This is a genomic window from Serratia sp. TSA_130.1, from assembly GCF_052691795.1.
In genome coordinates this window covers 1,142,081-1,164,229 of the sequence record NZ_JBQZFS010000002.1, presented here as the reverse complement: position 1 = coordinate 1,164,229, position 22,149 = coordinate 1,142,081, and the positions used below count along the sequence as shown (strand labels likewise).

Annotated in this window: 27 protein-coding genes; 19 read left to right on the top strand and 8 right to left on the bottom strand. The window is 61.2% G+C overall.

Annotated features, from left to right (window positions below):
• Nucleotides 1–119 precede the first annotated feature (119 nt).
• Nucleotides 120–902: a DeoR/GlpR family DNA-binding transcription regulator gene (locus ACUTQY_RS12480; protein ID WP_033642011.1), complete on the top strand. Its 783-nt coding sequence runs from the start codon at nucleotides 120–122 to the stop codon at nucleotides 900–902.
• A gap of 2 nt (nucleotides 903–904) precedes the next feature.
• A complete protein-coding gene (locus ACUTQY_RS12475) occupies nucleotides 905–1,288 on the top strand; it encodes a VOC family protein (RefSeq protein ID WP_046688328.1) in 384 nt (127 codons plus the stop codon).
• Here the strand turns inward: ACUTQY_RS12475 and ACUTQY_RS12470 are convergent, their stop codons facing one another.
• On the bottom strand, nucleotides 1,289–2,197 hold the full coding sequence (locus ACUTQY_RS12470; RefSeq protein ID WP_033642013.1) for a LysR family transcriptional regulator: 909 nt from the start codon (nucleotides 2,195–2,197) through the stop codon (nucleotides 1,289–1,291).
• A gap of 125 nt (nucleotides 2,198–2,322) precedes the next feature.
• Here ACUTQY_RS12470 and ACUTQY_RS12465 point away from each other — a divergent pair, with 125 nt between their 5' ends.
• From ACUTQY_RS12465 to ACUTQY_RS12445, 5 genes are all read left to right on the top strand, one after another.
• Entirely contained in the window at nucleotides 2,323–3,204 is an 882-nt protein-coding gene (locus ACUTQY_RS12465; protein ID WP_016928920.1) for a pirin family protein, read from the top strand.
• A 116-nt stretch (nucleotides 3,205–3,320) separates the two neighbouring features.
• Entirely contained in the window at nucleotides 3,321–3,947 is a 627-nt protein-coding gene (ycaC, locus tag ACUTQY_RS12460; RefSeq protein WP_004928476.1) for an isochorismate family cysteine hydrolase YcaC, read from the top strand.
• A 151-nt stretch (nucleotides 3,948–4,098) separates the two neighbouring features.
• Nucleotides 4,099–4,428 carry a hypothetical protein gene (locus ACUTQY_RS12455; RefSeq protein WP_042783760.1) on the top strand — a complete coding sequence of 110 codons (330 nt, stop codon included), beginning with the start codon at nucleotides 4,099–4,101 and terminating at the stop codon, nucleotides 4,426–4,428.
• 75 nt (nucleotides 4,429–4,503) lie between these two features.
• A complete protein-coding gene (locus tag ACUTQY_RS12450) occupies nucleotides 4,504–4,956 on the top strand; it encodes a thiol-disulfide oxidoreductase DCC family protein (protein ID WP_033642016.1) in 453 nt (150 codons plus the stop codon).
• 86 nt (nucleotides 4,957–5,042) lie between these two features.
• Entirely contained in the window at nucleotides 5,043–5,294 is a 252-nt protein-coding gene (locus ACUTQY_RS12445) for a hypothetical protein (protein ID WP_033642017.1), read from the top strand.
• Here the strand turns inward: ACUTQY_RS12445 and ACUTQY_RS12440 are convergent.
• From ACUTQY_RS12440 to ACUTQY_RS12430, 3 genes are all read right to left on the bottom strand, one after another.
• A complete protein-coding gene (locus ACUTQY_RS12440) occupies nucleotides 5,285–5,833 on the bottom strand; it encodes a GNAT family N-acetyltransferase (protein ID WP_046688330.1) in 549 nt (182 codons plus the stop codon). The genes ACUTQY_RS12445 and ACUTQY_RS12440 overlap by 10 nt on opposite strands.
• 95 nt (nucleotides 5,834–5,928) lie before the next feature.
• Nucleotides 5,929–6,660: a DUF2076 domain-containing protein gene (locus ACUTQY_RS12435; protein WP_033642019.1), complete on the bottom strand. Its 732-nt coding sequence runs from the start codon at nucleotides 6,658–6,660 to the stop codon at nucleotides 5,929–5,931.
• A 107-nt stretch (nucleotides 6,661–6,767) separates the two neighbouring features.
• Nucleotides 6,768–7,571: a helix-turn-helix transcriptional regulator gene (locus ACUTQY_RS12430; RefSeq protein ID WP_033642020.1), complete on the bottom strand. Its 804-nt coding sequence runs from the start codon at nucleotides 7,569–7,571 to the stop codon at nucleotides 6,768–6,770.
• Nucleotides 7,572–7,688: 117 nt separating this feature from the next.
• On the opposite strand from ACUTQY_RS12430, the gene ACUTQY_RS12425 reads away from it, so the two are divergent.
• Nucleotides 7,689–8,459: a class I SAM-dependent methyltransferase gene (locus tag ACUTQY_RS12425; RefSeq protein ID WP_046688331.1), complete on the top strand. Its 771-nt coding sequence runs from the start codon at nucleotides 7,689–7,691 to the stop codon at nucleotides 8,457–8,459.
• Nucleotides 8,460–8,516: 57 nt separating this feature from the next.
• Here ACUTQY_RS12425 and aqpZ read toward each other — a convergent pair whose 3' ends face one another.
• Complete coding sequence (gene aqpZ, locus ACUTQY_RS12420; protein ID WP_033642023.1) at nucleotides 8,517–9,212, bottom strand: aquaporin Z; 696 nt, start codon at nucleotides 9,210–9,212, stop codon at nucleotides 8,517–8,519.
• A gap of 426 nt (nucleotides 9,213–9,638) precedes the next feature.
• Between aqpZ and ACUTQY_RS12415 the strand changes: the two genes are divergently transcribed.
• Entirely contained in the window at nucleotides 9,639–11,000 is a 1,362-nt protein-coding gene (locus ACUTQY_RS12415; RefSeq protein WP_046688332.1) for an esterase-like activity of phytase family protein, read from the top strand.
• Between the two features lie 200 nt (nucleotides 11,001–11,200).
• Here ACUTQY_RS12415 and ACUTQY_RS12410 read toward each other — a convergent pair whose 3' ends face one another.
• Nucleotides 11,201–12,376, bottom strand: coding sequence for a low temperature requirement protein A (locus ACUTQY_RS12410; protein ID WP_046688333.1), 1,176 nt, complete (start codon nucleotides 12,374–12,376; stop codon nucleotides 11,201–11,203).
• A 309-nt stretch (nucleotides 12,377–12,685) separates the two neighbouring features.
• Here ACUTQY_RS12410 and ACUTQY_RS12405 point away from each other — a divergent pair, with 309 nt between their 5' ends.
• Nucleotides 12,686–12,970 carry a YdgH/BhsA/McbA-like domain containing protein gene (locus ACUTQY_RS12405; RefSeq protein ID WP_033634035.1) on the top strand — a complete coding sequence of 95 codons (285 nt, stop codon included), beginning with the start codon at nucleotides 12,686–12,688 and terminating at the stop codon, nucleotides 12,968–12,970.
• Between the two features lie 240 nt (nucleotides 12,971–13,210).
• Complete coding sequence (locus ACUTQY_RS12400; RefSeq protein ID WP_033642027.1) at nucleotides 13,211–13,768, top strand: class I SAM-dependent methyltransferase; 558 nt, start codon at nucleotides 13,211–13,213, stop codon at nucleotides 13,766–13,768.
• On the opposite strand, the gene ACUTQY_RS12395 is transcribed toward ACUTQY_RS12400, so the two are convergent.
• Nucleotides 13,769–14,230, bottom strand: a complete 462-nt coding sequence (locus ACUTQY_RS12395) for a GNAT family N-acetyltransferase (protein ID WP_033642028.1) — start codon at nucleotides 14,228–14,230, stop codon at nucleotides 13,769–13,771.
• A gap of 216 nt (nucleotides 14,231–14,446) precedes the next feature.
• On the opposite strand from ACUTQY_RS12395, the gene ACUTQY_RS12390 reads away from it, so the two are divergent.
• The 4 genes from ACUTQY_RS12390 (at nucleotide 14,447) to aroL (ending at nucleotide 18,884) form a co-directional block, all read left to right on the top strand.
• Nucleotides 14,447–15,562 carry an ABC transporter substrate-binding protein gene (locus ACUTQY_RS12390; protein ID WP_046688335.1) on the top strand — a complete coding sequence of 372 codons (1,116 nt, stop codon included), beginning with the start codon at nucleotides 14,447–14,449 and terminating at the stop codon, nucleotides 15,560–15,562.
• Nucleotides 15,555–17,678: a TonB-dependent siderophore receptor gene (locus tag ACUTQY_RS12385; protein WP_046688336.1), complete on the top strand. Its 2,124-nt coding sequence runs from the start codon at nucleotides 15,555–15,557 to the stop codon at nucleotides 17,676–17,678. The genes ACUTQY_RS12390 and ACUTQY_RS12385 overlap by 8 nt, the downstream gene beginning before the upstream one ends.
• Nucleotides 17,679–17,731: 53 nt before the next feature.
• Complete coding sequence (locus ACUTQY_RS12380) at nucleotides 17,732–18,250, top strand: GNAT family N-acetyltransferase (RefSeq protein WP_033642031.1); 519 nt, start codon at nucleotides 17,732–17,734, stop codon at nucleotides 18,248–18,250.
• 109 nt (nucleotides 18,251–18,359) lie between these two features.
• Nucleotides 18,360–18,884: a shikimate kinase AroL gene (aroL, locus tag ACUTQY_RS12375; protein WP_033642032.1), complete on the top strand. Its 525-nt coding sequence runs from the start codon at nucleotides 18,360–18,362 to the stop codon at nucleotides 18,882–18,884.
• Nucleotides 18,885–18,920: 36 nt separating this feature from the next.
• Here aroL and ACUTQY_RS12370 read toward each other — a convergent pair whose 3' ends face one another.
• Nucleotides 18,921–19,664: a helix-turn-helix domain-containing protein gene (locus ACUTQY_RS12370; RefSeq protein WP_047572480.1), complete on the bottom strand. Its 744-nt coding sequence runs from the start codon at nucleotides 19,662–19,664 to the stop codon at nucleotides 18,921–18,923.
• 96 nt (nucleotides 19,665–19,760) lie between these two features.
• On the opposite strand from ACUTQY_RS12370, the gene ACUTQY_RS12365 reads away from it, so the two are divergent.
• From ACUTQY_RS12365 to ACUTQY_RS12350, 4 genes are all read left to right on the top strand, one after another.
• On the top strand, nucleotides 19,761–20,165 hold the full coding sequence (locus tag ACUTQY_RS12365; protein ID WP_046688339.1) for a nuclear transport factor 2 family protein: 405 nt from the start codon (nucleotides 19,761–19,763) through the stop codon (nucleotides 20,163–20,165).
• A 47-nt stretch (nucleotides 20,166–20,212) separates the two neighbouring features.
• On the top strand, nucleotides 20,213–20,413 hold the full coding sequence (locus ACUTQY_RS12360; protein ID WP_046688340.1) for a YaiA family protein: 201 nt from the start codon (nucleotides 20,213–20,215) through the stop codon (nucleotides 20,411–20,413).
• Between the two features lie 143 nt (nucleotides 20,414–20,556).
• Entirely contained in the window at nucleotides 20,557–21,057 is a 501-nt protein-coding gene (locus ACUTQY_RS12355) for an RNA polymerase sigma factor (RefSeq protein ID WP_046688341.1), read from the top strand.
• Between the two features lie 76 nt (nucleotides 21,058–21,133).
• Entirely contained in the window at nucleotides 21,134–22,087 is a 954-nt protein-coding gene (locus tag ACUTQY_RS12350) for a FecR family protein (protein WP_046688342.1), read from the top strand.
• The last annotated feature ends 62 nt before the right edge of the window (nucleotides 22,088–22,149 follow it).

Here is a 22,149-nt window from a genome sequence, read left to right as displayed (position 1 = left end):
TGTGATGTCACTTTCAGTCTAGACGAGCGCCGCCGCTTGAGTGTTGCCAAAAAAGTGTTTGTTCGATTGTGTACGTTTGTGTACATTCATGATCACTTTAGCATCGCCGGATTGACATGATGTCCAAACTGTTACCGAATGAGCGCCATCAGGCCATTCTCGACACGCTCCGCCAACAGGGGCGAGTGCTGGCTCTGGAGATGGCGCAGCGGCTGAATACCACCGAAGCGACCATCCGCCGCGATCTGCGTCAGCTGGCGGCGCAAAATCTGTGCAAACGCATCTATGGCGGTGCGCTGGCGCCGACGCCGGCCGAAGGCCCCGTTGCGGCGCGCATTGCCCTCAGCGGTGATGAGAAGCTGGCGCTGGCGCAGACCGCGCTGGGGGTGATCGGCGAAGAACAGCTGATCTTCCTCGATGCCGGCAGCACCCACCTGTATCTGGCGGATCTGTTGCCGCGCGATCGGCGTTTGACGGTGGTAACCAATGCGTTGAGCATCGCCGGCAAAATGCTGGAACGGCCGGGGATCCGCACCATCCTGATCGGCGGCGAACTGGATGCGCAGGTCGGCGGCTGCGTGGACGCCAAGGCGGCGGAAGAGATCGACGGATTTCATTTCGATCTGGTGTTCACCGGCATTTGCGCCTACGACCCGGCCGGCGGCTTCTCCGCGTTGAGTTACCAGGACGCCACGTTCAAAAAGCGGTTGCTGACGCGCGCCGGCAGCGTGGCGGTGCTGTGCACCCGCGACAAACTCAATACCTACGCCCCCTACCCCTTCCTGCCCGCCGGGCGGGTGGATCATCTGGTGACGGCGCGCGGCGCGCACCCGCAGCTTGAGCAGCAGGTGGCGCAGGGCGGCGGCCAGATCTGGCACAGCGATTTATCGACCGGAGAATGATGATGAAAATAGCCCATGTTGCCCTGTGGACCCGTGACATCGACGCGCAGCTGGCGTTCTGGCAGCGCTATTTCAACGGTGAAGCGGGAGAGGAGTACGTCAGCCGCAATCGGCCGGGGTTCGTTTCCCGCTTCGTCAATCTGGCGGCAGGGCCGACGCTGGAGATCATGCGCGTGCCGACGTTGCTGCCGGCGCAGGCGCAGGAGGAGCGGGTGGGCTGGGCGCACATCGCGCTGTCGCTGGGGGATGAGCGGCAGGTCGATCGGTTGGCGCAGCGCGCACGGCAGGAGGGCATCTTGCTGTCCGCGCCGCGCTGGACCGGCGACGGCTTCTACGAGGCCGTCATTCGCGATCCGGATGGCAACGCGATCGAAATCACCGCCTGATCACTCTTCTTCAATGCTGGCGAACTGCTCCCCCAGATAGTCGAGCAGCAGCCGCACCGCCGGCAGCAGGCCGCGGCGCGACGGGTAGACCGCGTGCACCACGCCGCCCTGTGGCTGCCAGCCCGGCAACAGTTGCACCAGCTCGCCGCGCAGCATGTCGTCGCGCATCATCATCGCCGGCAGTTGTACGATGCCGGCGCCGGCGATGGCGGCGGTGCGCAGCATCAGCATGTCGTCGGTGACCAGCCGCGGCGAGTGCTCCCACTCCACCCGTTCACCCTGTGGGCCGGTCAGCCGCCATTGGTGCTGAGCGCGCGCCGGGCCGAGATCGAGCGTCGGGTATTTACGCAGGTCTTCCGGCGTTTGCGCCGGCCCGAGGGTGCGCACCAGCGCCGGGCTGGCGGCGACGCACCAGGTGCGCTGCGCGAGGATCTTCAGCACCAGATCGCTGTCCTCCAGCGGCGGCGGCCGCACGCGGATCGCCAGATCCAACCCTTCCCCCACCACGTCCACCCGGCGGTTGGTGGCCTCCAGATGCACCGTCACCTTGGGATAATCGGCCATAAAGGCTGCCACCATGCTGCCGACGCGAGTGTGCAGGATCGCCACCGGGCAGGACATGCGCACCGTGCCGCAGGGCTCGGCGCGCGTCTGTTCGATCGCCTGCTGCGCGGCTTCCGCTTCCACCAGCATCGCCTTGCAGTGCGCGTAATAGGTTTGGCCGAGTTCGGTCACCGAGAAGCGCCGCGTCGAGCGCTGGATCAGGCGCACGCCCAACCGCTCTTCCAGCAGCGCCACGCGGCGGCTGAGTTTGGATTTGGGAATGCCCAGCGCCCGGCCGGCGGGGGCGAATCCCTGGTGATCGACCACGCTGGCGAAGAAAAACAGGTCGTTCAGATCGGTCAGCATCGCATCCCTTATCGTTCTACCAGTAGAACGCTGAGTGTACATCTTGCCTACTACTGCAGCAAACCCCGGCGGATTAAACTTCTGACATCAACTTAAGGCCGTGAGGTCTGAAACGGGAGTTCAAGATGAAAAAAATCCTCGGTATTCACAACAGCCCGGAAGCACATTGGGTCGGTAACGGTTTCCTGGTGAATTCGCTGTTCTCTTATAACGATTTGGGAGCGGAAATGAGCCCGTTCCTGCTGCTGGATCACGCAGCGCCAACCAAATTCCGCTCCGCCTCCGGCACCCGTGGCGTGGGTCAACACCCGCATCGCGGGTTTGAAACGGTGACCATCGTCTATCAGGGCGAAGTGGAACACCGCGACTCGACCGGCAGCGGCGGGGTGATTGGCCCCGGCGACGTCCAGTGGATGACCGCCGCCTCCGGCATTCTGCACGAAGAGTTCCATTCGCGGGACTTCTCGCGCAAGGGCGGCACCATGGAAATGGTGCAGCTGTGGGTCAACCTGCCGGCCAAGGACAAAATGGCCGAGCCGGGCTATCAGACGCTGCTGAACGCCGATATTCCGGTGGTTCCTCTGGCGGACGGCGCAGGGCAGGTGCGGGTGATCGCCGGTGACTTTGGCGGCCACGCCGGCCCGGCGCGCACCTTCAGCCCGCTTAACGTGTGGGATATGAAGCTGAATGCCGGCCATACCACCACGCTGACGGTGAAAGAAGGCCATACGCTGGCGCTGGTGATGCTGCACGGCGCGATCCTGGTTAACGGCGAAGACGTGGTGCGCGAAACCCAAATGGTGCGTTTCGACCGGGCGGGGGATTCGATCACCATCGAAGCCAACAACGACGTCGCGCTGTTGGTGCTGAGCGGCGAACCGATCGATGAGCCTATCGTCGGCTACGGCCCGTTCGTCATGAACAGCGACGCGGAAATCCAGCAGGCGTTCCGCGATTTCAACAGCGGCAAGTTCGGCAGCATGAACGCCGAAGCGAGCGCCGGTTGAACCTTGGCGCCTGGGGCGGACAGTGTTCCCCGGCTCAGGCGCTACACTTAAACCTCAACGCCCCGCCCTGCGGCGGGGCGTTTCATCCGCAACATCAACCCCACAGGAGTAAAACCATGACTGCAAATTACAAGCGCCTCGACAAAGACCAGGCCGCCGTATTGCTGGTGGATCATCAGGCAGGGCTGCTTTCGCTGGTGCGTGATATCGATCCCGATCGGTTTAAAAACAACGTGCTGGCGCTGGGTGATTTAGCGAAGTACTTCAACCTGCCGACCATTCTTACCACCAGTTTCGAAAACGGCCCCAATGGCCCGCTGGTGCCCGAACTGAAAGCCCAATTCCCCGATGCTCCCTTCATTCCTCGCCCTGGCCAGATCAACGCCTGGGACAACGACGATTTCGTCAAGGCGGTAAAAGCCACCGGCCGCAAGCAGCTGATCATCGCCGGCGTAGTGACCGAAGTGTGCGTGGCATTCCCGGCGCTGTCGGCGCTCAATGAAGGTTTCGAGGTCTTTGTGGTGACCGACGCCTCTGGCACCTTCAATGAGCTGACGCGTCAGTCGGCCTGGAGCCGCATGGAGGCCGCCGGCGCGCAGCTGATGACCTGGTTCGGCGTCGCCTGCGAGCTGCACCGCGACTGGCGCAACGACATCGAAGGCCTGGGCACGCTGTTCTCCAACCATATCCCGGACTACCGCAATCTGATGACCAGCTACAACACGCTGACGAACGGCAAGTAACGCGACGGCCCTTTACCCAACCTTTTGCCTCTCATCACGTTAAGCGCGTGTAAGCAAAGCGCAGCGGGGCGAAAAGGTAGCGAAAAGCGGCTTTCTCATGGGCCGGGGGCGGGGTAGCGTAATCCCGAACCCGGCAAATGAGGCTAATTCAATGAAACAAGCAATCAAGATCCTGGCGCTGCCCTGCATGGGCATGGCGCTGTTGTTCAGCGCGAGCGCGATGTCTGCCCCCGAGGCGCCTGCGGCCAAAGCGTTGCCGCCTGTGGCGGATGAACCGATGCGCATGCCGCCTTTCCCGGGCGGGCACCCGCCCAAGCCGGGGTTCTGCCGCGGCGGTGAGCTGTTCTGCGCCACCTCGGCCAGCGACAATCCGGTGGAAACCATCAACAAACTGACGGCGGTGATCCCGGCGGGCAGCGCCAAACATTACGAAGTGCGCGTCGCGGTGGTGGCGGTGCCTGACGCACCGCCCGGGCCTTAACACGCCCCGTCATCCCGCTCTGGCCTGGGCGCACCAGGCGCGTTAGGCTAAGGCGAGCATTTTTCGGGAGGCGGGATGACCCCTTTATCACAGCTGCCTTATCTGCAGCCCGGCGATCGCGCGTTGTTGTTCGACGGCGAATGCAACCTGTGTCATGGGCTGGTGAGATACCTTGTTCGCGCCGATCGGCAGCGGCGCATTCTGTTGGCGACGGTGCAATCCGTCGAAGGGCAGGCAATCCTGCAGGCGCTGGGATTGCCGACCGACCGTTTCGATTCCGTGGTCTATGTGGAACAGGGGCGCTGTTGGCTGCGTTCGGCGGCGTTGTTTCGGGCGCTGCGCCAAGTGGGATGGCCGTACCGCGCGCTGGCGCTGGCGCGTTGCTTGCCGCCGCGACTGGCGGACAAGATCTACGATGCGGTCGCCGGCAATCGCTACCGGCTGTTTGGCCGCAACGACGGCAGCGGCCTGCCGGGTGCCGACCAGCCCGGGCGCTATCTGCCTCGGCGGCGGGAGCCGCCGGCCTGAGCTTTACGCTTCTTTACCATCCAACCGCTTGAAATATCAGCACTCCAGCTCCATATAATGGGTCATTCAGCCAACAAGGAGCGCGTATGGGAATCAGTGAAGAAGAGCACATCCGCCGTTTGACCCAAGAGAAAAACGACATGGGCAATACGGCGAAATGGGTGGCGATCGTTTCCGCCGTCTACTTTGCCTTGATGGTGTTTTATGGCCATCCAACCGGCGTATTGGCGATGTCGGGCGCGGTATTCATTGTCTCTACCGCCACCTGGTTGAAAAAGCGCCAGAAGGTCAAATCTTACCGCATGGCGTTGGCCAAAATCAGCGACGATCAGCCCTGATAGTCGCAGCGCTTTAGCGTATACACCAGGCTCGGCGCCGCGCCGGGCACGTCATCCAGCGTATCCACCCGCTGCATGCCGATCTTTTCCAGCACTCGCCACGACGCCTGATTCTCCGCACGCACAATGGCGGAAATCTCCTCCAGCGCCAATCCGGCAAAACCGTATTGCAGCGATGCCCGCGCCATCTCGGTGGCCAATCCCATGCCCCAGACGCGAGTATCGAAGCGATAGCCGAGGTTCACGGTGCGCTGCGCCCCGAGCGGTTTCCGGGACAATCCGCCAAAGCCGATAATCCAATCCGGCCGTTCGCGCAGAGCGATCGCCCAGGAACCGTAACCCTGTTGTTGCCACCCGGAAATCCTCTCTTGCAGCGCCGATGCGGCCTGCGCTTCGCTGGTGAGTGGGCCGGCGGGATTGAAACGCTGCGTTTGCGGATCGCCGAAGATGGCGTAGAAACGCGCGAGATCCGCCATCACCGGTGGGCGCATCTGCAGGCGTTCACTGAAGAAAGGGGTGGAAGGATTAAAGCTTGTCATCGTTTCTCTCTGCTGGATAAATGAACAGCGTTCACTGTAGACCAGATTGGCGAAACGGGAAATCCCCCTCTGCGGGTGAGAGGGGGCGAAGGGAATTACAGGAAGGAGTCGTCGTCGTCGCTGTAATCGTCGTCGGCGTAGTCCGTGTCGTCCTGATAGTTGGCGTTCTGGAAGCCGTTGTCCTGGTTGAGGAAGCTGCCGCCATCGCCGTTGTTGAAGGTATCCAGGTTGTTGGAGGCGTCGAAATTGCGCATTGCGCTGTCGTCCAGCGGCGCCGGGGTTTCCTCGATAATATTTACGATTTCCTGTGGTTGTGAATGGCGGAACATGCCGGTCAGCATGTCGGCCAATACTACGCCGCCGGCGACGCCCGCCGCCGTTTGCAAGGCGCCTCCCAGGAAGCCGCCGGCGCGTGAAGGCGCCGCCTGCTGCGGTGGGGCATAGGCCGGTTGCTGCGGCTGCTGCGCGTTGTTCCAGGCCGCCGTATTTTGCTGCTGCGCCTGATACTGTTCGCGCGGGCTTGGCGTACTGCGGCTGCCGCCGCCGAACAGGCCGGCCAGGAAGCCGCCGCTGCTCTGCTGGCCGTTGGCGGTTTGCTGCAGCTGCGCCACCTGGGCCTCCAGCTCTTTGACCCGCTGATCCATCTGCTTGAGCGCCGCTTCCTGAATAATCATCGCCTGCGCCATGTAATAAGGGGCGGAAGGCTGCTCGCGAATATGCTGGTTGATTTGCTGCTCTGCCTGGAGATCCCGTGGGCCCGTCTTGGTCTCGGCTTCTTTCAGGCGGCCAAACAGACCATCGATAAGGCGTTGTTCTTCGGATTGCATAGGAGTACCTCAGGAGATAAATAACGGTGCTGGATGATCACTATCATCGGTATCAATTACCCTAGCGCGTTTACATGAACCAATAAATAAATGGCGGGTAAACCTGCCTATGAATTTGTTACCAATTGCGGCAGCGGGATCAGCATCACCAGCTTCAGACCGGCGTGCTCCGCCGGATGGAAGGTGAGTTGGCGATAGCGCAGCGCGCCTCGCTGAGGATGCTCGAACGCTCTTTCGCCGCCTTCGCGCGCCATGACGTCATGTTGCTTCCACCAGTGATTAAAGTCCGCGCTGTTGTGCGTCATGTTGCGCACGAAGGCGCGCATCTCTTCGGTATTTTGATGATGGCTGGTCTCGGCGCGAAACTCGGCCACCACGCGGCGCGCGCGCTCTTCCCAATCGCTGACCAGCGTTTTCGCCAACGGGTGGAAGAACATGAAGTGCAGCAGGTTGGGGCTGTTGGCCACATCCAGCCAGCCGCTGAACAGTGCCGCCGCCTGCGGGTTCCAGGCGACGACGTTCCAGCTCACGTCCAGCAGATAGCAGGGCACCGTCATCTGATGCACGCTTTGCAGCACCGCGTCATTGGCGGTTTCGCGGTGCGCTTCCTGCTCGGGGTCGGCGATACGCGCCAGGGTAAACAGGTAGTGGCGTTCGGCCGGGCCGAGCCGCAGCGCTTTGGCGATGCGCGCCAGCGTGAAAGGGGAAATGGACACCTCGCGGCCCTGTTCGATCCAGGTATACCAGGTGGCGCTGATGCCGCTGATTTGCGCCAGCTCTTCGCGGCGCAGGCCGCTGGTGCGGCGGCGCGAAGAGCTGGGCAGGCCGATCATTTCCGGCGTGATGCGTTCGCGGTGCGCGCGCAGAAACGCGCCGAGGGCTTTTGGCCCGGATAAGGCTTCTGATGACATAGCATGGTACCTATTTATACCAGGATAACTGCTCATATTGTACCCGTATAGTAGCCTGATTATAGTAGCCGAAAGCCTTCAGGCACAGGCGCAAGCCGGATAATAACAGGAGCAAACATGAGCAACAGCAACAGCCATAACAATGCGGTAGACCGGCAGTTCGGCGAGCAGGCCAATGCCTATTTAACCAGCGCGGTGCATGCGCAGGGCAAGGATTTGCAACGTCTGGCGCGGTTACTGGCGCCGCACGCCGAAGCGCGCCTGCTCGATCTGGGCTGCGGCGCGGGGCATGCCAGCTTCACCGCGGCGGCCAGCGTGTCGCAGGTGGTGGCCTACGATCTGTCGGCGCAAATGTTGGCGGTGGTGAAGCAGGCGGCGGCGGAAAAAGGCCTGAACAACATTCAGCAGCAGCAGGGCGTGGCGGAGTCTTTGCCGTTTGAGGACGCCAGTTTCGATCTGGTCATCAGCCGCTATTCGGCGCACCACTGGCGCGATGTCGGCCAGGCGCTGCGCGAGGTCAGGCGGGTACTCAAACCGGGCGGCAGCGCGATCTTTATGGACGTGGTCTCGCCGGGGCACCCGCTGCTGGATATCTACCTGCAAACCGTGGAAGTGCTGCGCGACACCTCGCACGTGCGCAACTATGCGCCGGGCGAGTGGCTGACGTTGCTGACCGAGGCCGGGCTGGTGGTACGCGAGGTGACGTCGGATCGATTGACGCTGGAGTTCGGCAGTTGGGTGGCGCGCATGCGCACGCCGGCGCATTTCGTCACCGCGATCCGCGCGCTGCAGCAAAGCGTGTCGCAGGAGGTGGCGGAGCATTTCGCCATCCAGCCGGACGGCTCCTTCACCAGCGATATCATGATGTTTGAAGTGATGAAGGGCTAAAAGCAACGGGGCAGCCGATGAAGGCTGCCCCGTGAAACGCGATCGACTGCGATACGCTTATTTTTTGTCTTCCAGCAGGCAGCGGTAGATCAGGCCGCCGATAATGCCGCCGACCAGCGGCACCAGCCAGAACACCCACAGCTGCTGCAGCGCCCAGGTGCCCTGGAAGATCGCTACGCCGGTGCTGCGCGCCGGGTTGACGGAGGTGTTGGTCACCGGGATGCTGATCAGGTGGATCAGCGTCAGCGTCAGGCCGATAGCCAGCGGGGCAAAGCCTGCCGGCGCGCGCTTGTCGGTCACGCCATGAATAACGATCAGGAAGAAGGCGGTCAGCACCAGCTCAATCACGATTGCGGCTTGCAGAGAGTAACCGCCCGGTGAGTGTTCGCCGTAACCGTTGGAGGCGAAACCGCCTGCCGTGGCGTCGAAACCGGCTTTGCCGCTGGCGATCAAATACAGCACCGACGCTGCGGCGATACCGCCGATCACCTGTGCGATAACGTAAGGGATCACGTCTTTCGCCGCGAAACGGCCGCCGGCGAATAAGCCGACGGTGACCGCCGGGTTAAAATGCCCGCCGGAAATATGGCCGACGGCATAGGCCATCGTCACTACGGTCAGACCGAAAGCGAGCGCGACGCCGAGGAAACCAATACCCAGCTGTGGGAATGCCGCTGCCAATACTGCGCTACCACAACCACCAAACACCAACCAAAATGTGCCAAAAAATTCAGCAAAAAGTCGCTTTGACATAGATTCCATCCTGCGGAATAGACTAACGGGCGTTAGCACTAAAAACTATAGAACAGCTTTTTAAGTTCATGCAGATATTCTATAGAATTTTCTTAATGCACCTTGAATAACGGCGGTATTAAATCCCTGACATTTTATTTTGTCTATGAGAAAAACACCGTTTTTCGCCGTGTTGACGCGCGTTTGCCGATTTTTTTATCTTTGTTATAAGAATTTACCCTAAGCAAAACGGCGGGCTATTTCCGGGCGGTTTTTTCCAGCGGTTTTCTCCATTCAATATGCTCAGGTTAATTGCTAATTTCTATTTGCCAGCCAGCCTTATTGCCTGATGTGCATTTGACGAATTGCCTATTGTCATCTAAGTGTCATGCTAAATTAATATCGTCTTCTGCCTGACAACGCTTCATTTAACCTCGGGTAAAAAATATGAAAATAAAATCGCTCTCCCTGTTGTTGGCTTCACTGTTTCCGGTATTGGCTCACGCTGCCGACATTGAGGTGGCGCGTTATGTGGTCGGTTTCCCCGGCGGGGAACGCGTCGCCTATCAGGGGGTGTTCGCCAAGCATTTCCCGCAGGGATTGCCGGTAGGGATCGGCTCCGGATTGATGTTCAACAAGAAGCAGGGCGACGATTTGGTGCTGACGACGCTGACCGATCGCGGCCCGAATGCTGATGCTCCTGCGGTAGGCAAGCAAGAGGCCAAGATTTTCGCCAATCCGCAATTCACGCCTCTGTTGATGGACATTCGTATCGGCGGCGGCAAGGCCGTAGCCGAGAATGCGCGGCCCTTGCACGACGAAAAAGGGCCGATCGGCGGGCTGCCGTTGCCGGGCGAGCTGATTGGTTCTACAAACGAAGTGGCGTTGAACGACGCGTTGCAGCCGCTGTCCGGCGATCGCCGCGGGTTGGATACCGAAGGGGTGACCGGTGACGGCAACGGCGGCTATTGGCTGTGTGATGAGTACGGCCCGTTTCTGATCCATATCGACGGCAAAGGTAAAATCCTCGCCAAATATGGCCCAACGCCGCAGGCCGGCGAACAAGCGGTGGCGGGCGGTTTGCCGAACATCCTGAAATGGCGTCAGCCCAACCGCGGTTTTGAAGGATTGACCCGGATGCCGGACGGGCGAATTCTGGCGGCGGTGCAGAGCACGCTGGATGTCGATGGCAAAAGCAAAAACAAGGCGCAGTTTACCCGGCTGGTGAGCTTCGATCCGCGCAGTGGCAAAACCGCCATGTACGGCTATCCCATCGATATCGACAGCTATAAAAAAGCCAAAGACGCCAAAATTGGCGATGTCGTGGCGTTGGACAACCAGCGCATCCTGTTGATTGAACAGGGAACCGGTAAAGATAAGTCGATGATCAACAAGATCTATCTGGTGGATCTCGCGCAGGCCAGCGATCTGAGCGCGTTTGACGGCCAGGGTAAAGCGCTGGAGTTCGACGATGCGAAAGATCTGGCTAAACGCGGCGTGAAGCTGGCGCAGAAACGGGAAGTGGCGGATCTGCGTCAGTTGGGCTGGCGCCAGGAGAAAGCGGAAGGGTTGGCGCTGATCGACGATCGCACGTTGGCGGTGATCAATGACAACGATTTCGGCTTGCAGGCCACGCTGGTGGAGGCGTCGCCAAAGAGCAAGAAAATCGGCGACTATCAGCTGGAGAAAGGAGGGCGGTTGAGCCTCGACGGTGACAAAACCGACGCCCGCATCGAATTGCGCCCTCTGGAGCAGCCGGAATCGCTGAGTGAGCTCTGGGTGCTCACCTTGCCGCAATCCTTGAAGTGACCGACATCGGGGGCGATTGCGCCCCCGTCAGACCGCTGACAAAGGAGGAAAAAACATGGGTTTTTCCTCCTTTGTGGCCATCAGCCGAAAATCAATAAATTGATTTTCCTTGTTTTTTATCCACTGCTCTCTGCAAACCCGGCAATGGCATGAGGTTTGTCATCAATCTCACAGCGGGGGCGATTGCGCCCCCGTTTGATTCAGGCTTGCGCGTGCCGCTGCGGCGCTCTGCCGCGCGAGATGCTCTCCCACGCCGCCACCACCACCATGATCAGCGTCGTCAGGCCATTGACCATCAGCAGGTCGGTTAAATAGGCGATCGGGGCCAATACCCCCAGCGCCAGCAGCCCGACCAGATGCGACAGCGGGAAGCGGCGATACACCAGCCGTTTGTACAGCGCGTTGGCGAACAGGTAAATTGCCGGGCCGAGCAGCAGCACCGCCGCCGTGGCGTGTTGGATGCGGCCGTCGGGATGGGCGATCACCAGCTCGTTGGCCACGGCGCAGACGATGATCGCCCCCACCAGCGCGACGTGCACATAATGGAAATAAGCGCCCAGCTGGCCGGGATTTTCCGCCTGGCTGATGGCGTGGCTGCCGGCTTTGCTGCTGGTGTCGAAGTAAACCCACCACATCGCCAGGCTGCCGAGAAAGGCCACCAGCGAAGCGATGAGCACCGGCAGGCTCCAGCTTTCCATTTCGCTCAGGGTGGCGCCGGTGATCAGAATGGTTTCCCCCAGCGCCACGATCACGAACAGCTGGCAGCGCTCCGCCAGATGGTGGCCTTCGATGGTCCATTCGCTGCTGCTGTCCGAGCGCCCCAGCACCGGCAGGCGAAAACCGAACATCGGCGAGACGTATTCGCACAAGACGGCGATCGCCCACAGCGCCAGGCGAACATGGCCTTCCGCCAGCCCGCCGGCGATCCAGAAGACGGCGGAGATGCACAGCCAGCCGAGAATGCGGCGAAAGTTTTGTTTTAACGGATGATCGGGCGCCAGCAGGCGCAATACCGTGGCGGAGCGCCCGACCTGAATGGCGACGTAGAACAGGGCGAAGATCAGACCGCGTTCGCCAAACGCCTGCGGCAACGCGGCGGCGGCGAACAGCCCCAGCAGCATGATCGCGAACAGCAACAGGCGGATCTGGCGGGTATCCGGATTGAACCAGTTGGTGACCCAGGCGGTGTATTGCCAGGCCAGCCAGACGGCGAACCACAGCAGCAGGGTTTCCAGCGCGCCGGTCAGCGTCAGGTGATGCAACAGATAGTGGGAAAGTTGGGTCACGGCGAAAACGTAGATCAGATCGAACAGCAGCTCGGAAAATGAGACCGACGCGCCCTGACCGTCACGCACGCGCAGCAGTTTTTGCGACATAAGCGTTCTTCCTTAAAGGGTAAGCCACAAAATTCAGCGTAGCTCAGCGCGCTCCGGCGGGTAAAAAATCTTAAATAGACGCGGCGCGCATTCTTTATCACGCGCCGTCTTTAATTGTTCATCAAATAGGGGTAAGGTGAAGCCTATAAAGTCATTCTCGCCTGAAAATACACACCCGCTCTCACTTCCTCCTTATTCTCCTCACAATGATTGATGTTCTTTACGTTGCATGACGTCCGTTTTCATTGGCTAGCGGATAATTAACATCACTGACAACGAGCGAATAAACAAGAACACCTGGAGTCAATCATGAAACTTATCCCAAGCATCGCAGCCGTATTGATCGCCGCCGCTTCATTTTCCACTTTCGCCGCGCCGCTGTCGTCGGTAAAACAGGTCAACAGCGAGCAGGCCGCCAATCTGCAAAGCCTCGGCGTCGTGTCGGTTTCCGGCGTTAGCGGCTCACCGCATGACGCCATCACCGCCCTGAAAGAAAAAGCCGCGGCGGACGGCGCCAGTCATTATCGCATTATCGGTCTGGACACCCCCGGGGACTCCAGCAACTGGCGCGGCAATGCGGAAATTTATCGCTAAGCGTTAGCTTTTTACCCTCTGGCCGCGGCAACGCGGCCAAAAAAATAAACGGTCGCAATAATTATCTGAACGGTCGGCGCATAAACCGCTTATTCTCAGATCATTATTGCGACCGTTTTTCTTTGCGCGCCGCTGATGAGGTTGCATTTTATTACAACTGTGTCCGCCGCTTTCGGAATCATGTTAATGATTACTTAAGAAATTCGGCTCACATTGAGGGCTTAACCCAAGGAGGCCTCAATGTTAAATGCGACCCGACTGCAACTGATGAATCACTTCGCTTACCTGCAGCAATTTATGGCTTCACCGCGCACCGTCGGTACGCTGGCGCCTTCTTCCCCGTGGCTGTGTCAGGCGATGCTGAATCAGGTTGAATGGACCCGGGCGCTGTCGATCGCGGAACTGGGCGCGGCGGACGGCGTGCTGACCAAACGCATTCTGGGGCGGATGCGCGCCGATGCGGCGCTGGAGGCCTTCGAGATCCAACCCCATTTCGTGCATCGGCTGCGCGGGATTGACGATCGGCGGCTGCAGGTGATGGGCCATTCGGCGACCCGGATGGCCACGGATTACGACGTGGTGTTTTCCTGCCTGCCGCTGCTGTCGATCCCGGTCAGGATCAGCGTACGCATTCTTCAGCAGGCCCGGCAGCGGCTGCTGGCGCGCAACGGCACGCTGGTGCTGTTCCAATACAGCCACCTGTCGGAAAAATTGCTGTCGCGCTATTTTCACTGGAAGCGCCTGCGGGTGGTGCGCAACTTCCCGCCGGCGCTGGTGTATGTCTGTACGCCGCGTTAGCTACAGTTTTTTCTCCATCACCACCACCTCTTCGTCATGCTGCCGCCGGCGCTCCAGAGGTTGCCAACCCCAGCCGGCGTACAGCGCTTCCGATTTGTCGGTAATGAGATGCAGAACCGAGTGATGGCGCTGCCGCGCCGCCTCGACGATGGCCATTTCAAGACGGCGGGCGATGCCCTTGCGGCGGTGATCGGGATGCACGAAGACGCCGGCCAGCCACGGGGTGAGATCCTGGCGCTGATGGTCGTCGCTGGGCCATAGGCTGGCCATGCCCACCGGACGATCGCCGTCGATCATCATCAGCGTCAGGTGGTCGTCGCCCGGTCGGCTGCATTGGGCGAAACGCAGCTGGGTGCGCTCCAGCGAGCCGCCGCGCTGTGAACCCCACTGGCCGAATGCCCAGGCGGCGCACACATCGGCAAACTGCGGGCAATCCGACAGCGGAATGATGCGTTGAGTCATGGAGGTCTCCCGGTTTTTAGCTGTTTCCCCGTTCTATTTAACCGATTTCCCCGCCATTTTTTTAACTTTTTAAAGCCGTTATTTTAGCGGTTTCGCCGTGTTTGCCGCACGCCCGGCGCCGTTTCCCGGATTTCTTTTGGCAATGGCGGCGCGGGATTGCAAGTGCTAATGAGAGTGATTATCATGCGCACATTATTTCCCCCTTTCGGCTCAATCATGCGCAATTTCCTCATTTTACTGCTGCTTTCTCTGTGGTTCGGCGTGTTCTCCGCCCAGGCGAAGACGGTGACCGATATCACCGGCCGTCAGGTTGTGGTGCCGGACAATCCGCAGCGCATCGTGGTGGGGGAGAGCCGCATGTTGTATACGCTGGCGCTGCTGGAGCCGGGCAACCCGGCGCAGCGCATCGTCGGCTGGCCGGCGGATCTGGCGCGTTTCGATGCGCAAAGCTGGCAGCTTTATACGCAGCAGTTTCCGCAGATAGCCCAGATCCCCGTCATCAGCGGCAATAACTTTCGCCAGGTCAATGTCGAAAGCCTGCTGCAGCTGAAACCGGATCTGGTGATCCTGGCGCGCTATGCGCGTGAAGACGGCGACAACGATCGGTTGGTTTCTGCGTTGAACAAGGCCGGCGTGGCGGTGATCTACGTCGATCTGCGCATCGATCTGCTGAACAACACCGTGCCGAGCGTGCGGCTGCTGGGCGACGTGCTCAATCGCCGGCAGCGCGCCGAGCAGTTCATCCAGTTTTATCAGCAGCATATGGCTGTGATTCAGCAGCGCCTGGCGGGCTATCAGGGGCCGAAGCCCAAAGTGATGCTGCACCTGCATCTGGGGCGGCGCGACACCTGTTGCACCACCGCCGCGCACGGCAACCTCGGCGATCTGCTGACCTTCGCCGGCGGCGACAACATCGCCAACGCCAGCGTCAAAGGGGTGTATGGCGAGCTGAACCCGGAAACCATTCTGAGCGCCAATCCCGACGTGTACCTCGCCACCGGCATGGCCGGGCCGCAGGGCAAACGGCTGTCCGATCTGCGCCTCGGGCCGCAGGTCAGCCGCCAAGAGGCCGCCGACAGCTTCCGCCGGCTGATCGCCAAACAGCCGATGCTGACCAACCTGCAGGCGGTGAAAAACCACCGCGCCTGGAGCGTCTGGCACAACTTTTACCTCAGCCCGTACCACGTGGTGCTGGTCGAGGTGTTCGCCAAAGCGTTTTACCCGGATCTGTTCGCCGACATCAACCCGCAGCAGACCTTCCAACAGCTGTATCAGCAGTTTTTGCCGTTACCTTTTTCAGGGACCTATTGGAGTCAGTTAGATAATGAATAACAACAAACGCGGCTGGTGGTGCGCATTGCCGTTGGCGGCCTGCGCGACATCGCCGACGTGGGCGGCGGAAAAAACCGCGTCGCAGGAAGAAAGCCTGGTGGTGATCGGCCGCAAAGACGCCGACGGCGTGCAGAGCTATCAGCCGTTGACCAGCGTCACCGGCACCCGCAGCGAAACCAACCTGCTGAACGTGCCGCAGGCGATCGACGTGGTGCCGCAGCAGGTGATTGCCGATCAGGCGGTCAGCAGCCTGGATGAAGCGCTGTACAACGTCAGCGGCATTACCCAGGCCAACACGCTGGGCGGCACCCAGGACGCGGTAATGAAACGCGGTTTCGGCGACAACCGCGACGGCTCCATTCTGCGCGACGGCGTGCGCTCGGTGCAGGCGCGCAACTTCACGCCGACCACCGAGCGGGTAGAGGTGCTCAAGGGGCCGGCTTCGATGCTGTACGGCATGGGGGAACCGGGCGGCATGATCAACATGATCACCAAAAAACCCCAGCTGCAGCAGCGCACTCATGTGGAAGGCTGGGGCAGCAGCTTCAACGGCGGCGGCGGCCAGCTCGACGTCACCGGGCCGCTCGGCACGTCGGGATTCGCCTATCGCATGATCGTCGATCACGATGAAACCGACTACTGGCGCAATTTCGGCCGCAACCGCCAGACGGTGATCGCGCCCTCGTTGATGTGGTATGGCGAGAACACCACCGTGCGGCTGGCCTATGAACATATGGAATATCGGGTGCCGTTCGATCGCGGCACCATTATCGATTCGCGCACCGGCAAACCGGTGAATACGCCGCGCGATCGCCGTTTCGACGAAGCCTATAACGCCACCCGCGGCGATCAGGACAGCGTCACTCTGCAGATCGATCAAACGCTCAACGAGCGCTGGAAAAGCTCGCTGACCTACGCCTACAGCCGCAACAGCTACAGCGACAATCAGGCGCGCGCCACGGCGCTGAACCCGGTGACCGGCGTGTTGAGCCGCCAGGCCGACTCGACCGCCCATGCTGTCAGCCACGCCAATGCGGTGCAGCTGACGCTCAATGGTGACGTGGACTGGGGGCGCATCAACCACCAGATGCTGTTCGGCTTCGATTTTGAAGATAACCGTACCTACCGTGGCGACATGATTCGCGGTAAAAAGAACAGCGATTTCAATATCTATCATCCGGTATACGGCCTGATGCCGCCGTCGACCGCGGTCAGCGCCAAAGACAGCGACCAGCGGGAAAATCTCACCAGCTACGGCTGGTTTATGCAGGATTCCATCCAACTGACCGATAAATGGCTGGTGATGGGCGGGCTGCGTTACGACGCTTTCGACGTCTATGCCGGCAAGGGGCGGCCGTTCCAGACCAACACCGACAGTTCGGACGGCAAGCTGGTGCCGCGCGCCGGGGTGGTCTACAAGCTGACGCCTTACGTGTCGCTGTACAGCAGTTATACCGAGTCGTTCAAGCCTAACTCCTCCATCGCCACCCAAATTGATTCGCTGCCGCCGGAACAGGGCAAGTCGTGGGAAGTCGGCGGCAAGCTGGCGTTGCCGAACGGCGTCACCGGCACGCTGGCGCTGTTCGACATCACCAAACGCAACGTCATGGTCAGTGAGCTGGTGGAGGGTGAAACCGTGACGCGCACCGCCGGGCGCGTGCGTTCGCAGGGCGTGGAGCTGGACGTGGCCGGTAACCTCACCGACTCGCTGAGCCTGATCGGTACCTATGCGTATACTGACGCGCGCGTGGTGGACGATCCGGACAACAAGGGCAAAGAGATGACCAACGTGGCGCGCCATACCGCCTCGCTGTTCCTGACCCAGAACCTGGGCAGCCCCGGCCTGTACAGCGGCGATGAGATGCGTATCGGCGCCGGTGCGCGCTACGTGGGCCGCCGCCCGGGCGATGCCGCTAACAGCTTCAATCTGGATAATTACACCGTTGCCGATGCGTTCGCCGCTTACACCATGCCGATCAACGGCTATCGGGTGAAATGGCAGCTGAACGTGAAGAACCTGTTCGATAAAACCTATTACCCGTCCAGCGGCGGCAATTTGCGCGTGGCGGTGGGGGAACCGCGTGAGGTGGTGCTGCGCGGCAGTATCGATTTCTGAGCCGCGGGCGGTGAAATTTGCTTAAATAACCGCCCCAACGTTAAGGAGAACCCATGAGCCTGCAAATTCGTTTGGCGCAGCAGCGGGATATCGCGCATCTGATGGCGGTTGAACGCTCGGCGGCGCAGCTGTTTCGCCAGCAGCCGGCGTGGCGCTTTATCGCCGAAGGCGAGGTGATGAGCCCGCAACAGCACGCCGCGTTTATCGCCGAACGCCGTGAATGGCTGGCCGAAAGCGACAACGGCGAGTGCGCCGGTTTTATCGCCGTGCAGGCTCAGGGGGAAGACTGGCATATCGCCGAATTGTCGGTCGCCGGCGCCTGGCAACGGCAGGGCGTCGGCCGCCGCCTGATCGGGGCGGTGGCGGAAGAAGCCAAACGCCAGGGCGCCGCTCGCCTGACGCTCACCACCTTCATTGACGTGCCGTGGAATGCGCCTTATTACCGGCGGCTGGGGTTCCGGCCGCTCGACGACGCGCGGCTCACGGCCGCCTTGCGGCGGCATCTGGATGAGGATCTGGCGCACGGCTTTGCCGCTGGCAGTCGCTGTGCCATGGAATTTACACTATCGTAAATATTGAAATACAGAGTGGGCGGGGTATGATGCTGCCACCACGCCATCGCACCCGCTCGGTATTTTGGTATGCAATGCACTCAAGTCACCGCATAAGGGACAACCCGTAATGACACAAACCCTATTCATGATAGGCGCTCGCGGAGCCGGCAAGACCACGGTAGGCAGCGCATTGGCGCTGGCGTTGGGCTATCAGTTCGTCGATACCGATCTGTTTATGCAGCAGGCGGCGCAGATGAGCGTGGCGGAAATGGTCGAGCGCGAGGGCTGGCTGGGGTTTCGTCGCCGCGAGACCATCGCGTTGCAAACCGTGACCAAGCCGTCAACTATAGTTGCCACTGGCGGCGGGGCGATCCTGGCGGAGGAAAACCGTCAGTTTATGCGCCAGCATGGCACCGTTATCTACCTGCGCGCGCCGGCCAGCGTGTTGGCGCAGCGGTTGGAAGAGTACCCGGAAGATGCGCAGCGCCCGACGCTCACCGGCAGGCCGATCGCCGAAGAGATGCTCGAGGTGCTGGCCGCGCGTGAAGCGCTGTATCAGGATGCCGCGCATTACGTGATGGACGGCGCCGCCGATCCCCAGCGGGTGGTGGAACAAATCCTCGCGGTGCTGCCGCGTGAGACGGTGAAATAACCTTTTCTTCTCTTCGGGCGCTGGGCGCCCGTTTTCTTATTCCCTTTGCCGAGCGGCTGCAAAGTACGCGCCGGGCGTGACGCCGAAGCGGCGGCGAAAGGCGGCGATGTAGGCGCTGACGTTGTCATAGCCGCAGGCGTCGGCCACCTCGCTGACCGCTTCGCCGCGTGATAATCCCTCCAGTGAACGCAATACCCGCGCCTGTTGGCGCCACAGCGCGAAGCTGATGCCGGTTTCCTGCAGAAAGCGGCGGCTCAGGGTGCGCGGGCTGAGCCCGGCCCAGGCGGCCCAGTCGCGCTGGCTGTGCAGGCTGGCGGGATCGTTCAGCAGCGCCCGGGCGATGTTCAGCAACCGGGCGTCCTGCGGCAGCGGCAATTGCAACGGCGCGCGGCTTGCCGTGTGCATTTCATCCAGCAGCACCTGCAGCAGCCGCCGTTGCGGCGCGCTCATCGGGCCGGCGGAGAACTGCGCGATGCGTTCCACCAGGGCCTGCAACAGCGCTGAGGCGGTGAACAGCTGCGGCTGCGGCGGCATCTCCGGCGCGCTTTCCACCGGCAGATACAGACTCCAGCCCGCCACATCGCCACAGGCCAGTGCCTGATGGGGGCACCCCGGCGGCAGCCAGCCCAGCGCACCGCCGGTGATCGCCCATTGCCGGCCAGGCAGTTCCAGCGCCAGCATGCCGCGCGTCAAGAGATAGATCTGGCCGCCGTCGTGCCGGTGCCAGGGCGTCAGGTGCTTTCTTTCATGCTGAAGGCGTTGGCTGCGGATCTGCGTCATATTGGCCGTTTAACGTTATTGAAAGTCTTGATGCGGTTATTATGCCATCGCCTGGCCGGGATAGGATCGCCATTCCCCCCATTTCGGAGAAACGTGATGACTCAACTTACCCCGCTGAACCTGGTACTCGATACGCTGCAGCAGGTTGTCGCCAGCCCGGAACATCGGCCGACGCAGCTCGCCGCCCGTTTCAGCGCAGGCTACCGCCAGCAGGTGGATGGCAAGGTGCTGAACTTCGAGCAGTTTGAGCAACACATGGCGCTGCTGAAGCGGCAAACTCGCCGCATGACGCTGAGCGTGATCGCGGCGGCGGCGCAGGGCGAGGCGGTGCTGACCCACCATCTGGTCGAGGTGGAAAAGCGCGATGGCTCCTGCAGCCGCGTGCGGGTGCTGGCGCACTTCACCGTGCGTGAAGGCCGCATTTGCGCCTGCGACGAATTGACCGAGCTGTTGGTGGGCGCCCCCGGCGATCGCGATCTTGGCTCGCGCGTGTCGGAATGAGGGCGGCTGCTATACTTGCTACTGTGTGAAACACACGGGAGAACGGCATGCGCGAAAATGATCAACCTGCTTATCCACGGAGCGCCCGCGTCGTAGAGGTGTTTCGGGGCGACCCGAGTCTGCATCTGCGCCGTTTTGAAGTGCGCACCGACGACATTGAGCCGAATACGCTGCTCAGTGAACATGAAACCGAGCAGGAAGCGCTCGACGCCAAGCACCGCTATGAGGACGAGGCGTTAGAGCTCTGACCTGCAGCCCAGCGGAAACCGGCGTCAGGCCGGTTTCCTGTTATTCCCGCCTTAGCACATATTTCCCAGAACAATATTGATAATGATAATCATTTATGTGATTTTTATCGCCCCTATTGGGTGTTTCACTTCTGGGAAAAGAGATGTCCAATTCCGAGTTGCAGGCGCTATTTCTGCGCCACATGCGGCCGCTGCAAGCCTATTTGAATGCCAAACTGCGCGACCCTCAGCTGGCCGCGGATTTGGCGCAGGAAAGTTTTACCCGCCTCACCGAGCAATACCCGCAGGGCAATATTCTCGATATCGAGGCCTACCTGTATAAAACCGCCAAAAATCTGATGCTCGACCATCTGCGGCAGCAGCAGCGGCGGCAAACCGAAGCGGTAGAAGACGACATTCTGGCGCAGTACCCCTCCGGCGAACCGGCGCTCGAACAGCGGGCGATCGATGGCCAACTGCTGCAGCTGTTGCAACAGGCGTTGGCGGGCATGCCGCCGCGCACGCAGCAGGTTTTCCGCCTTAACCGGCTCGACGGGCTGACCCAGGCGCAGGTGGCGGCGCAGCTGGGGGTGTCGCTCAGCACGGTGGAGAAACACTTGGCCAGCGCGCTGGAGCGGCTGATGGCGCGGATGGGCGAACAATAATGGCAATTTTTTTACGGGTTTATCCGCCCTCAGACGTCTTAACCTATAACCAGAAAAAACAGGGGTCTACGTCATCATGAAACCGCTAACCGCACAGGTGCGACAGCAGGCGGCGGCCTGGGCCGTATGCCTGGCCGAAGGGGCGCTGCCCGACGATCGGCGGCAAGCGCTGGACGCCTGGCTGGCCGCTGATCCGCAGCATCCGGCGGCGCTGCGTCAGGCTCGCCTGCTTTGGGCGACGCTGGGGCAGCTGCCGCCAGAGCAGCGGCAGGCGCTACAGCCGCAGGTGGCGGCGCTGAAAACGCCCTCTCGCCATCGATGGCCCCGCTGGGCGGTGGCGGCTGCGGTGGCGATCGCCGTTTCCTTCGGCGTTTATCGCGGGCCGGATCTGTGGAGCGGCCTGCAGGCGGATTATCAAACCGTTCGCGGCGAGGTGCGCGAAGTCGCGCTACCGGACGGCAGCCGGGTGGCGCTGGACAGCGGCAGCGCGATCGCGCTGGCGTATTCTGCAGACGAGCGCAAGGTGCGGCTGCTGCGCGGTACCGCCTATTTTATCGTCGCGCCGCTGGGCGGGTCGGAACGTCGCCCGTTCAGGGTGGAGGCGGAAAACGGCGTTACGCAGGCGCTGGGCACCGAGTTCAGCGTGGCGCGCACCGGGCAGGGCGTAGACGTCAGCGTGCATCAGCACAGCGTGCGGGTGACGCTCGAGCGCGGCGAGCGCTCGCTGGTGGTCGCGCAACGTCAGGCGGCGCATTACCGCAGCGGCCTGCTGTGGCTGACGAGGCAAACGGCCGGCGATGACGCCTGGCGGCGCGGCTGGCTGGTGATCGACCGCCAACCGCTGACGCAGGCGCTCGCGCAGCTCAATCGCTATCGCGAAACCCGCATCGTGGCGGTCAATCCCGCGCTAAGAGCGCGCACGGTGAGCGGCGTGTTCGCGCTCAATAAACTCGACGACGGCGTCGGCGCCATTCGTCAGGAACTCTCCGCCCGCCAACTGAATCTCCCCGGCATCACATTGCTTTACTGAGCGGCTAAAGGCGGGCCGGGATGCCCGTTTCGCCGCTATTTTCACTTTCTGTAAAAAATCTT

Coding starts and splice junctions, on each gene's coding strand:
- ACUTQY_RS12480 (WP_033642011.1), top strand. CDS start 120: ATGTCCAAACTGTTACCGAATGAGCGCCATCAGGCCATTCTCGACACG.
- ACUTQY_RS12475 (WP_046688328.1), top strand. CDS start 905: ATGAAAATAGCCCATGTTGCCCTGTGGACCCGTGACATCGACGCGCAG.
- ACUTQY_RS12470 (WP_033642013.1), bottom strand. CDS start 2,197: ATGCTGACCGATCTGAACGACCTGTTTTTCTTCGCCAGCGTGGTCGAT.
- ACUTQY_RS12465 (WP_016928920.1), top strand. CDS start 2,323: ATGAAAAAAATCCTCGGTATTCACAACAGCCCGGAAGCACATTGGGTC.
- ycaC (WP_004928476.1), top strand. CDS start 3,321: ATGACTGCAAATTACAAGCGCCTCGACAAAGACCAGGCCGCCGTATTG.
- ACUTQY_RS12455 (WP_042783760.1), top strand. CDS start 4,099: ATGAAACAAGCAATCAAGATCCTGGCGCTGCCCTGCATGGGCATGGCG.
- ACUTQY_RS12450 (WP_033642016.1), top strand. CDS start 4,504: ATGACCCCTTTATCACAGCTGCCTTATCTGCAGCCCGGCGATCGCGCG.
- ACUTQY_RS12445 (WP_033642017.1), top strand. CDS start 5,043: ATGGGAATCAGTGAAGAAGAGCACATCCGCCGTTTGACCCAAGAGAAA.
- ACUTQY_RS12440 (WP_046688330.1), bottom strand. CDS start 5,833: ATGACAAGCTTTAATCCTTCCACCCCTTTCTTCAGTGAACGCCTGCAG.
- ACUTQY_RS12435 (WP_033642019.1), bottom strand. CDS start 6,660: ATGCAATCCGAAGAACAACGCCTTATCGATGGTCTGTTTGGCCGCCTG.
- ACUTQY_RS12430 (WP_033642020.1), bottom strand. CDS start 7,571: ATGTCATCAGAAGCCTTATCCGGGCCAAAAGCCCTCGGCGCGTTTCTG.
- ACUTQY_RS12425 (WP_046688331.1), top strand. CDS start 7,689: ATGAGCAACAGCAACAGCCATAACAATGCGGTAGACCGGCAGTTCGGC.
- aqpZ (WP_033642023.1), bottom strand. CDS start 9,212: ATGTCAAAGCGACTTTTTGCTGAATTTTTTGGCACATTTTGGTTGGTG.
- ACUTQY_RS12415 (WP_046688332.1), top strand. CDS start 9,639: ATGAAAATAAAATCGCTCTCCCTGTTGTTGGCTTCACTGTTTCCGGTA.
- ACUTQY_RS12410 (WP_046688333.1), bottom strand. CDS start 12,376: ATGTCGCAAAAACTGCTGCGCGTGCGTGACGGTCAGGGCGCGTCGGTC.
- ACUTQY_RS12405 (WP_033634035.1), top strand. CDS start 12,686: ATGAAACTTATCCCAAGCATCGCAGCCGTATTGATCGCCGCCGCTTCA.
- ACUTQY_RS12400 (WP_033642027.1), top strand. CDS start 13,211: ATGTTAAATGCGACCCGACTGCAACTGATGAATCACTTCGCTTACCTG.
- ACUTQY_RS12395 (WP_033642028.1), bottom strand. CDS start 14,230: ATGACTCAACGCATCATTCCGCTGTCGGATTGCCCGCAGTTTGCCGAT.
- ACUTQY_RS12390 (WP_046688335.1), top strand. CDS start 14,447: ATGCGCAATTTCCTCATTTTACTGCTGCTTTCTCTGTGGTTCGGCGTG.
- ACUTQY_RS12385 (WP_046688336.1), top strand. CDS start 15,555: ATGAATAACAACAAACGCGGCTGGTGGTGCGCATTGCCGTTGGCGGCC.
- ACUTQY_RS12380 (WP_033642031.1), top strand. CDS start 17,732: ATGAGCCTGCAAATTCGTTTGGCGCAGCAGCGGGATATCGCGCATCTG.
- aroL (WP_033642032.1), top strand. CDS start 18,360: ATGACACAAACCCTATTCATGATAGGCGCTCGCGGAGCCGGCAAGACC.
- ACUTQY_RS12370 (WP_047572480.1), bottom strand. CDS start 19,664: ATGACGCAGATCCGCAGCCAACGCCTTCAGCATGAAAGAAAGCACCTG.
- ACUTQY_RS12365 (WP_046688339.1), top strand. CDS start 19,761: ATGACTCAACTTACCCCGCTGAACCTGGTACTCGATACGCTGCAGCAG.
- ACUTQY_RS12360 (WP_046688340.1), top strand. CDS start 20,213: ATGCGCGAAAATGATCAACCTGCTTATCCACGGAGCGCCCGCGTCGTA.
- ACUTQY_RS12355 (WP_046688341.1), top strand. CDS start 20,557: ATGTCCAATTCCGAGTTGCAGGCGCTATTTCTGCGCCACATGCGGCCG.
- ACUTQY_RS12350 (WP_046688342.1), top strand. CDS start 21,134: ATGAAACCGCTAACCGCACAGGTGCGACAGCAGGCGGCGGCCTGGGCC.